Raw genomic sequence first — 9,699 nt, 5'->3', positions numbered from 1 at the left:
CCGATGAGGAGCCCGCCCGCCCCTCGGTGAAGCGCGTGGAGCCGCCCGGGACGCCCGGCTTCGGCTTCGAGCTCCGGGACGCCGGCGCCCGGGGAGCTCGTTCCGGAGGCAAGCGGAGCCCGTCCGGGACGCTGGCCCCCCTGCTGGGCCCAGGCGAGGTGTGGCTCGCCCTGCCCGGCAAGCCGGAGGCGTGGAAGGTCCAGGCGCCGCCGTTCCTCACGGTGCTGGAGCTGTCGCGCCAGGCGGTGGAGCTGGCTCGGGCGGTGGAGCTCAAGGAGCCCCGGTTCCAGCTGGAGCCCGCGGGCACCCGCTCCCCGCTGCTGCTCGACCTGGAGGCCGGCAAGGCCCGGGTGGGCCGCGCGGGCGTGCCCTTCCCGCTCACCGGCATGCAGCTCGCGGCGAGCCTCTTCCACCTGGGCGAGGCGCTCGCGGCCACCTTCGCGGAGGAGGACCGGACGCAGGTGGGCAACCCCTACCTGGTGGAGCTGGCGGAGCGCTGCCGGGAGGGACTCTCCCATCTGCGCGGCCCCGTGGAGCCCCCCGAGCAGTCCGGCGCGGCGCGGGAGAAGCGCCCCCGGACGACGGAGAGCGCCTCCAAGCCGCTCAAGGTCCCCGGCCGGCTGCGACGGCTGCGCTTCGAGCGGCTGTGGGAGCAGCGCGGGCTCGAGGACGCGGAGGAGTCGCGGCTGCTGCTCGGACGTCACGGGCCGGTGTGCTGCTCGCCTCAAGCGGCGGTGGCCTTCTCGCGCAAGGACGGGTCGCGGCTGTGGCGTCGCGCCGCGGCGCTGGGCGTGGCGGCCTCCGCGGATGGCCACGCGGTGGCGGCGGACCTCTCCCGCGTGTACGGCTTCACGGGCCGGGGCGCGGGGGCGCGCTGGCTGCACGACCACGACGGCATCCCCCTGGGGCCGCTGCTCCTGCGCAAGGACGGGCTCTTGCTCACGCTGTCCGAGGACCGCACCGTGGTGGCCTTCGCGGAGGCCACCGGGCGCGAGGTGTGGCGACTGGCCCCTCCGCGCACGCAGCGAAGCTGGCTGACGACGCAGGGCCACCGCGCGCTGGTGACGACGGACTCCGGCTATGTCTACGGGCTCGACCTGGAGGATGGACAGGTGCGCTACCGGATGCGCGCGCCCCTGCCCTTCCACGGCGCTCCGGTGCCGTGGGGTCGTCGGTTCCTCGCGCTGCTCGGCCGGGGCTCGCACTGGGCGCTGCTGCTCGCGGACGCACACACGGGCGAGGCGGCGTGGACGCACGAGCCGGACCTCACCCACCCGTCGGCGCCGCTGCCGGTGGGCTCGCGCGTCTTCATCGCCGGGGAGCGCGAGCGCGAAGGCCTGCTCCTGTGCCTGGACGCCAAGGGCCAGCGCGTGTGGGAGCGGCCGCTGAACCTGGGGCCGGGGCCGTACGCGCTCTCGCCCCTGCCTCGCGCGGTGGTGGTGACCAGCGCGTCGGGAGCGGCGGCGCGCGTGGCCTCGTCGGGCACCGTGGACTGGCGCGTGGGCGCCGCGGGGGAGCCGCTCATCGGCGCGCTGCCGGCACGCACCGCGCGCGGGGTGACGCTGGTCCCGGGTGAGCGGGTGCGCGCGGTGGACCCTCGTGGAGGCCAGGTGCTGGCCGAGGTGCGCGCGGGGGCGGGGCTCGTCGCGCTCCAGGCCGACGTGCGCCTCAACCTCTACTTCCTGGACGACACCGGCGCGCTGTCCGCGTACCGGCTGGGCTCCCACTTCACCGTCGTGGAGTGAGGGCGAACACCGCTTCGCCCTCTCCCCTGCACACCGCTAGTTCGCGGCGGCCTTCTTCGACGGGTCGATCTCCTCCTCGGGACGCTCCTCCTGCGTGGCGCCCTCCCACGTCTCACCCGCGCCCAGCTTCCACTCCGAGGGCACGTCCAGCTTCCACACGTACGTGGCCGTGGCGTCCCCGCCCGAGGGCGAGCGCGACGAGACGGTGATGGTCATGTCCAGCTTCGCCACCTCGTTGGGCATCAGGTCCAGGTCGTAGTGGCCCAGCACCAGCTGCGGCGGGAACTCCGCGATGAAGCGCTCCGGGTGGTCGATCTTCATCGACGGGTCCCCACCGCGCATCTCGCCCAGGAGCTTCCCCTTCGCGTCGGTGAGCTTCCACACCGTGTCGAACGTGGCGCTGGTCAGCATCTTGAGGACCTTGCCCTCGTCCTTGAGCTGCCGCTGCGCGCCCCACAGCGCGAGCTGCAGCCGGATCTGCGGCTTGCCCATCACCATGATGGTGTCCGAGGACACCACGTCCAGGCGCATGCCCTTGTCCGTCGCCGTCCACACCGGGCGGTAGCGACCCTCGCGCAGGCTGTCGAACACCTTGCGCGTGTAGTCGTAGAACGCCTTGCGGTCCCCGGCGCGCTCGTCCTTCTCCGCGCGCTTCTCCAGTTCCTGGAGATAGCCGTCGAAGTTCTTGTTCCCGTTGAACGCCTTCAGGTGGTCATCCACCCGCTCGAAGTACGTCTTGAAGAAGGGCTTGAGCTCCTCGCGATACGCGTTCTCGTCCGGATTGACCCGGAGCCAGGCCACCCGCTCCAGATAGTCGGCGCGGATGCGCTGGACGTCTGCCTCGCGCTGCGCCTCCTTGGTGCGGGCACTGGCGCTGCGGTAGCTCATGATGGCGCCCAGCAGCACACCAGCGACGAGGACAATGACTCCGAAATAGCGCTTCAAGCGGCAGTCTCCTGTGCGGTGGAGCAGGCAGTGATATGAAAATTCCCCAACGTGATCCAGGCCACCGGCACCCACCTGTTCACCTCCCTGCTCCCTCTGGAGGAAGGCGAGCTGCTGCGCAACCCCCAGGTGGCGTGGGAGGCGTACGGAGAACCGTGCGACGGCAAAGCGGTGGTGCTGCTGCACGACCTGTCGCATTCGCACCGGGCGGTGGGGCCGGCGGAGGACTCGGCGTATCAGCCGTCGGGTTGGGCGCGGGAGCTGGTGGGGCCGGGGCTGCCGTTGGACCCGGACAGCATGCCGGTCATCGTCCCGGGGCTTTTGGGCAGTCCGTTCGGCAGCACGTCGAACGCGTCGATGGACCGGGAGACGGGCGAGCGACTGGGCCTGAGCCTGCCGCCCCTCACGGTGCTCGACATGGCGCGTGGGGTGTCCGCGCTGCTGCGAGCCCGAGGGCTGAACCACGTGCGCGCGCTGGTGGGCGTGGGCCTGGGCGCGCAGGTGGCGCTGCGGCTGGCGGCGCTGTTCCCGGAGCTGTCGGACTCGGTGGTGGCCATCGGCTCGGCGCGCGCGCTGCCGGAGGGCGTGCGCGAGAAGCTGGGCCTGGCGTGGCAGCTGTTGCGCGCGGACCCTGACTTCCGCGAGGGCCTCTACGAGCCTGACGCGCCGCCTCGCAAGACGATGCGGCGGCTGCGCCTGGACTTCCAGAAGCTGCTCTACGGCCGCGAGTACCTGTCGCAGCGCTTCGCCGACGCCGAGGCGGCGAGGCTCGCGCTGGACGCGGAGGCGGACGCCTTCTCCGAGTCGTTCGACGCGTCGTCATGGGCGACGCTGTGCTCGGCCTACTCGGGCTGTGACGTGGCGGACTGCTTCGCGCAGATCCGGGCGCGGGTGCTCCTGGTGGCGGGGAGCTCGGACGTGCTCGCGCCGGTGAACCGGGTGCGGGACACGTACCACCTGCTGTCCGCCGCGGGCGTGAGCGCCCGGCTGGTGGAGCTGCCCGGCCCGGGGGACCATGGCGCGCTCCTGACGGAGACCGAGCGCCTGCGCGCGCCACTCGGAGACTTCCTGCGGCGCGTGGGTTGAGGCTACTCGCGCGGCTGCGGAGCGGAGAGCTTCCCGCGCAGCGCGCCCACCAGCATGCTGATGGCGATCTCGTTGTTGCCGCCGTGCGGGATGATGATGTCCGCGAAGTGCTTGGACGGCTCGACGAAGCCCATGTGCATGGGGCGCACGTGGCGCAGGTACTGGCTGACGACGTGGTCGAAGTCGCGGCCGCGGTCCTTGATGTCGCGGGTGAGGCGACGAAGGATGCGCAGGTCATCATCCGCGTCGACGTAGATCTTCACGTCCATCAGCTCGCGCACTTCCTTCATGTGCAGGACGAGGATGCCCTCGATGAGGATGATGTCCCCCGGGTCCACGCCCATGGTGCGGGGCTGACGCGACGAGGTGACGAAGTCGTAGACGGGCTTCTGGATGGGCCGCCCGGCCTTCAACTCCCGGAGGTGACTCACCAGCAACTCGGTGTCGAACGCGTCGGGATGGTCGAAGTTCACCTCCCGGCGGTCCGCGATGGGGAGGTCCTTCAGGTCCCGGTAGTACGAGTCCTGATCGATGAAGGCCACGCGGCAGTCGGCAAGCGCCTCACGAACCTTTCGGGCGACGGTGGTCTTGCCGGACGCGGTGCCACCCGCGATGCCGATAACGAGGGGTGACGACGTCATTGCGGCGCGACCTACCCTACCGGACGCACAGGCGCAAGGGTTCGGTCCAACCCGGAAGCATCCCCCAGGCGGATCATCCGGTGATTCAGCCCCTCCGCCAGCACCTCCGGGGGCACCGACTCCACCGGCACGGGCCTGGAGCCCAGCTCCCGGAGCAGCACGGCCAGCCCTCGTGACACGCCCGACACCTCGAATCCCGGGGCCTTGCGTCGCACGGCGAAGCTCCAGGGGGTCCCCCCCGGCCGCCGAGCCACCTGCGCCAGCGCCTCCAGCCCGGACAGCTCCAGCGCCCCACATGCCCACGCACGGGCGGTGAGGTGGCGCCGGACGGCGCGCGCGGCGAAGACGAGCTCGGACAGATCCACGGGGAAGCTGCCGGGCCGGACGTCCTCCGAGAGCCCCACCTGGCCAGGGCCCGGGGCCGGGGCGGGCTTGAGGAAGGTGGTGGGCGCGAGCATCTCCAGGCTCAGCGCGGCGGAGGCACCCTCGTCGGGCTGCTCCCGGAGCCGACGCATCGCCCAGGCGGAGAAGACCTGCGGCAGCGAGCGCCCTCCCCCTCCGAAGAGGTTGCGGTACTCGCGCGAGCGGGTGAAGTCGAGCAGCGCCTCGCGCGTGCCGGCCAGGAGCAGGCGCGTCAGCGGCCAGTCCTTGTCCAGCGCCTCGGCGACCACCGCGAGGCGGAAGTCCTGGTCGACGGCGGTGCCCTCGGGGTCCTCGCTCGCGTCCGGGGCCGACACGCCGTGGCCCGCGTCGAACAGCTCCCACGGACGGCTGTCGCCCGAGAGCACCGGAGGCGCGCTCACATCCGGCGCGCGGAGGGTCAACGGCTCGCGAGGGCCCTGGGGGATGAGCGCGCGCAGCCGCCGCAGGGAGAGCCGGGCCACCTCGGGGGGATGACCGTCGCCCTCGAAGGTGACGGCGCGCAGGGACGGACAACGCGGTAGCAAGGACTCCAACAGCTCGAACAGCTCCTCGCGCACCGGCTGCGTGTGGTCGTCGACGTAAAAGCGCCGCGAGCCCCGGTGGGTCACCACGCCGCCCGCGAGGTGGATCTCCACGACCTGCTCCAGCGGGAAGCCGTCCAGGCCCGCCTCGAGCGGCAGCCCGGCGGAGAGCTGGTGGCTGAACAGGTGGCCCAGGTCCAGGAGCAGCGGCAGCCCCGTGCGCTGGTGCAGCTTCGCGAGGAAGTCGAGCGCGTGCAGCTCGCCTCGGCGCGCCAGCACCGCGGGGTTCTCCAGCACGAGCGGCATGGAGAGGTGTGATTGGACATGGAGCGCGTGCGCGGCGCAGTCCGCGAGCCCGGCCTCGTTGAACGGGGGCGTGAGGTAGAGGTAGCCGGGGAACGGCTGGCCCTGCACGTGCCACCACCCCACGTCATTGCCCACCCACGGGCTGCCCACGGCGCGCGCGTGCGCGTCCAGGGCCTTCAGCGTGGCGGCGGGCTCCAGCTCCGGCCCCCACAGGTTGAGGTGCACGGGGTGGAAGAGCACGGGCACGTCGGCGCGGCGGCGCCACATCTCCGGGAACAGCGAGGCCTGGCCACGCGCCTCCTCCAGGTCCAACGGAGCGCTGTACTCGACGAAGTCGAAGAGTCCCGGCGACGCGTCCAACAGCCGGTACGGCTGCGGCACATCCGCGGTGCTCAGGTTGCTGCTCAGCCCCAGACCCCGCCAGGGCAACGTCCATGCGTCCGAAACGGCCTGCGTCATGCGGCGCAACCTAGTCCACCGCTCGCGTCTGTTGTGCTCGGAGTTGCGGGCGACCGGGCGAGCCCGCGTGAGGCCCGCACACCCTCCGTGGGCATTTGAAAAACAACATCGAACGGCGCCTCGGTGATTCATCGTGATGACAACCCAGCGCCGGGTTCACAGACATCGGACATGGCCCGTGTCGACGAATCAGACATCCTTGAAGTCAACCTGCCCTCCCTTCTCGAGCGCATCCATCCGGAGCGAGCGTTGCTCGGAGACCAGGCGCGTCCCCGCTTCAACGAGTCCGCGCACGATGTGCTCCACGCCAGGAAGGCCATCGCGGACTCGCCCTTCGCGGACCACATCACCCGGCTGAGAAAACACCTGTACGGAGGGCGGGCCACGGAAGCACCACCCGCATGGAGCCATGACCCACAGCGAGCCCGACGCGTCCTTCACGAAACCCCACGTGAGCTGGGTGAACCCTTCGAGGACCGGACGCGTGAGTGCAGTGAGATCATTGAAAACGGCTGCACCCTCCTCGAACACATCACACGGGTCCGCCTGCGAGGCACTGCGGAGGGAGCGCCGTCGAAGGAAGCCCTGGCCTGGAGTGTGACCGTCCATGGCGAGGACGGCCTCGTCCGGGAGATCCTCCAACGCGCGCGAGCAGGCGCCAACCAGGGCCGGAGCACCAAGTCCTCGGAGGTCTCCGGCTGCACGCATCCGCTGTGGCGGCAGACGATGAACGAACATGGCCTGAGAGGCACAGCGAGCTACCCCACGTTCTCCGTGGCGGTGCTCGGCGGACTCAGCACGGGTGAGTTCGGGGACTGGCGGCAGGACTACCTGGCCACCCTCATCTATGGCTTCTACGTCGAATACAACGTGGACATGTCGGAGGACGAGCACCACAACCACTTCGTCCGAGACCTGCTGCTCCTCTGGGACCTCCCGGACCTCCCATCGGAGCTGCGCGTGAGGAGGGCCCACCAGCTGGCGGACATGGCCTTCATCGACGCGAAACGAAAGAGCGAGGCCGCGCTCCGCGCCGTTCCAACGAGCGGCGACAAGGCCTGGGTCTTCAGGGATCGCGACCTCTGGCGGGACTTCAAGGCCTGTGACTCGGCCATGTTCGGCCACTACCTGTCCTCGGTCCCAGGAACCACCGGCCGCGATGAACTGATGCTGACGGGACTGGTCCAGGACTGGGCCGACCTGGGCCCGGACCTTCGATACGGCGAATGCGCGCAGAGCGTGTTGACCCTCACGCGCGGCTCGGTCTCCACCACCGCACTCATCGAATGCTACGAGCGCACCGTCTGGCAATTCAACGCCGCGTTCACTCCCGGGGCCGCGCTGAAGCCCGAGCGTTTTCCGCTGATGGTCATCATCATGGACGTCTGCATCTGGCAGGCCTCCGACCACAGGCATGACATCTGGCGTTACTTCGCCATCGCCTCCAGCGCCTGCGCGCTGATCCAGGAGCGCGACCTCTACAAAGCCTGCCAGCTCGCCGACTGCTACTCCCGGGAGCTCGAGCCGACAGTCCCGACGAGCCCGGCGCGTGTGAGCGTGCCCCGGCGCCCCTGGCGCTACGAGGTGACTGTCGCCGGACGACGACACTCCGGCACCCTGGAGTTGCATGCCGCGCTCGTGGACGCCGTCGAGAATGGCTGGATGCCCATGGCGTCCGTGGAGCACTTCCTCGTCATCCCGAGACTGCTCGTCCTGCGAGCCATCAGCCCGGGGGAGTTTCTCGCGCACATGGACCAGCACACCTGCGAGCAACACGCCATCATCGTGCGCGCCGGATACCGTTGTGACTTCAACAGGCAGTTCACCACGGCACGCATCCTCCTCGTGATGGAGCAGTGGTGGTCCGGCATCAACTTCGCCATCGGCATTGGCAGCCTGATCGAGGCCCAGCCGGGACAGACGGCTCAAGACCGGCTGCATCACGACGGATGACACACTCCGGACCCCATCCGAGCACCTCCCCGCCCGCGTCGACTTTCACTCAGAGAGAACCCATACTCACTTCCCCCAAAAAAGGAGTGACACCTCATGAGAGTCTCCTCGTGCTGGCGTGGAATCATCTCCGTGGTCTCCGTCTCGGTGCTCCTGGGTTGTGAAGCCGCACCGGTCAACGAACCCTCCCCGGTGGCCATGAGCCATCCGGCCCCGCTCGTCGCACAGGAGCCACCTGTCGTGTCTCGGGCGGGGGTGCTCGTCTTCAAGGACAGACAGTCGCTGAAGGCGACGCTCGACCAGCTGATACACCTGGATGCCCGAGGGCTTCGGACCTGGAACCGGCGCCTGGGGTTCACCTCGCTGCGAGAGGTCTTCGAGGATGTCGTCGAGCAGGAGGCGCTGATCGATGACCGCTACGAGCGGCTCCTCCAGAGCGGCCCTGAAGGGGCCCGTCTCGTGCCCCGACAGCCCGTCCACTCCGATGCCTACCTGCAAGCGGTGCGACAAGGCCACCTGAAGGTCATCCGCGAGGAGGCCGGCGAATACTTCGACTACAACCTCCAGCAGAGACACCTCGCGCCCGTGCTCGACCCCGACGGGCGGGTAGCCATCGGCGGCGTGCTCATGCAGTACCTGCCCGAGGGTGTGAAGCAGGTGCCATACAAGAGCCTCGACGACCTCGAGGGGGCCAAGGCCGCCCTCGCCCGGACGTCCGTCACCGCCCCCTCCGCGCCTGACACCGGGCTCGCCGTCATCCCCACCAAGGCCTCCTGCCGCTCCTACTCGGCCGTCGGCAACGCCTGGACCTATGACGGCCGGCGGCGGTTCAGGGCCTGGGTCGAGCTGAAGTCGTATACCCAGTGGAACCACACCGAGCTCTACGTCTCGAACTTCCTCACCATCCAGGCGATGTACAGGAACTGGCTCGGGAACTGGAACTACGCGAACTACACGGCGGACCTGAACTGGGGATGGATCTGGTCGTACTACCTCAACGGCTACCTCCAGGATTCCCTGCCGTATCCGTCGTCGGACTGGGATTCGCCGTGGGTCTACACGCTCACCGTCAACAACTACGCGTACACCATCGCGCCGCACATCGACGGTTATTACTCGGTCCCCGAGCCGAACATCATCGAGCCCGTGACGCTCGATGTCGTTGACGGGACCATCACCATCTACGGCAGCAAGCCCAACGTGCTCGCGATGGGGACGGACTTCTACTGCGACGTCAACTAGGCACGTCAGCGCTCCGGGCAAGCCACTCGGTCCATCCGAGTGGCGCTCCCCCTGGAACACCAGCGCGAGGCCTCGGGTGAATCCGCGGAACCTTTTCCACGGACCGCTGTCGGAGCACTGGCGAATCCAGGAACAGGGAGGCAGTGAATGAGGCGGAACCTCAAGGCCGTCACGGGTGTCGTGTGTGCGCTCGCGTTGAGCGGAGTGGTGTTCTCGTGCCGGTCATCGGACGTGGACACGAAGAACCTGACCCCTCGTGACGCGCACGCGGGACAGATGGCCTCCAAGGCCCCCCTTCCCAGGCAGACACGGCCCTGGCGCCAGCCGCCGGGACCACGAGCCCTGATGCCCCCGCCCCCGTCGGCGCTCTCGAAAAAC

The 9,699-nt window shown here is 69.6% G+C and carries 7 protein-coding genes; 4 read left to right on the top strand and 3 right to left on the bottom strand.

The genetic code is table 11. The features are described from left to right. The coding region (locus FL311_RS36995) for a PQQ-binding-like beta-propeller repeat protein (protein ID WP_228557329.1) at positions 1-1,745 on the top strand (1,745 nt) is incomplete at its 5' end. A gap of 36 nt (positions 1,746-1,781) precedes the next feature. Here the strand turns inward: FL311_RS36995 and FL311_RS36990 are convergent. Then, complete coding sequence (locus FL311_RS36990) at positions 1,782-2,690, bottom strand: hypothetical protein (RefSeq protein WP_194869518.1); 909 nt, start codon at positions 2,688-2,690, stop codon at positions 1,782-1,784. 51 nt (positions 2,691-2,741) lie between these two features. On the opposite strand from FL311_RS36990, the gene FL311_RS36985 reads away from it, so the two are divergent. Then, positions 2,742-3,776 carry an alpha/beta fold hydrolase gene (locus FL311_RS36985; RefSeq protein ID WP_141332390.1) on the top strand — a complete coding sequence of 345 codons (1,035 nt, stop codon included), beginning with the start codon at positions 2,742-2,744 and terminating at the stop codon, positions 3,774-3,776. Positions 3,777-3,778: 2 nt separating this feature from the next. Here FL311_RS36985 and udk read toward each other — a convergent pair whose 3' ends face one another. Beyond that, complete coding sequence (gene udk, locus FL311_RS36980; protein ID WP_074956956.1) at positions 3,779-4,417, bottom strand: uridine kinase; 639 nt, start codon at positions 4,415-4,417, stop codon at positions 3,779-3,781. A gap of 11 nt (positions 4,418-4,428) precedes the next feature. Beyond that, positions 4,429-6,126 carry a DUF692 family multinuclear iron-containing protein gene (locus FL311_RS36975; RefSeq protein WP_141332389.1) on the bottom strand — a complete coding sequence of 566 codons (1,698 nt, stop codon included), beginning with the start codon at positions 6,124-6,126 and terminating at the stop codon, positions 4,429-4,431. A 597-nt stretch (positions 6,127-6,723) separates the two neighbouring features. Between FL311_RS36975 and FL311_RS36970 the strand changes: the two genes are divergently transcribed. Beyond that, positions 6,724-8,079 carry a hypothetical protein gene (locus FL311_RS36970; protein ID WP_141332388.1) on the top strand — a complete coding sequence of 452 codons (1,356 nt, stop codon included), beginning with the start codon at positions 6,724-6,726 and terminating at the stop codon, positions 8,077-8,079. A 96-nt stretch (positions 8,080-8,175) separates the two neighbouring features. Beyond that, positions 8,176-9,321, top strand: coding sequence for a hypothetical protein (locus tag FL311_RS36965; protein WP_153882719.1), 1,146 nt, complete (start codon positions 8,176-8,178; stop codon positions 9,319-9,321). Positions 9,322-9,699: the final 378 nt, after the last annotated feature.

This window comes from Myxococcus sp. AB025B (assembly GCF_006518215.1).
In the GTDB taxonomy this organism is placed as follows: domain Bacteria; phylum Myxococcota; class Myxococcia; order Myxococcales; family Myxococcaceae; genus Myxococcus; species Myxococcus fulvus.
Note: the sequence above shows the minus strand (reverse complement) of the source record. Positions and strands in the feature narration are given on the sequence as shown.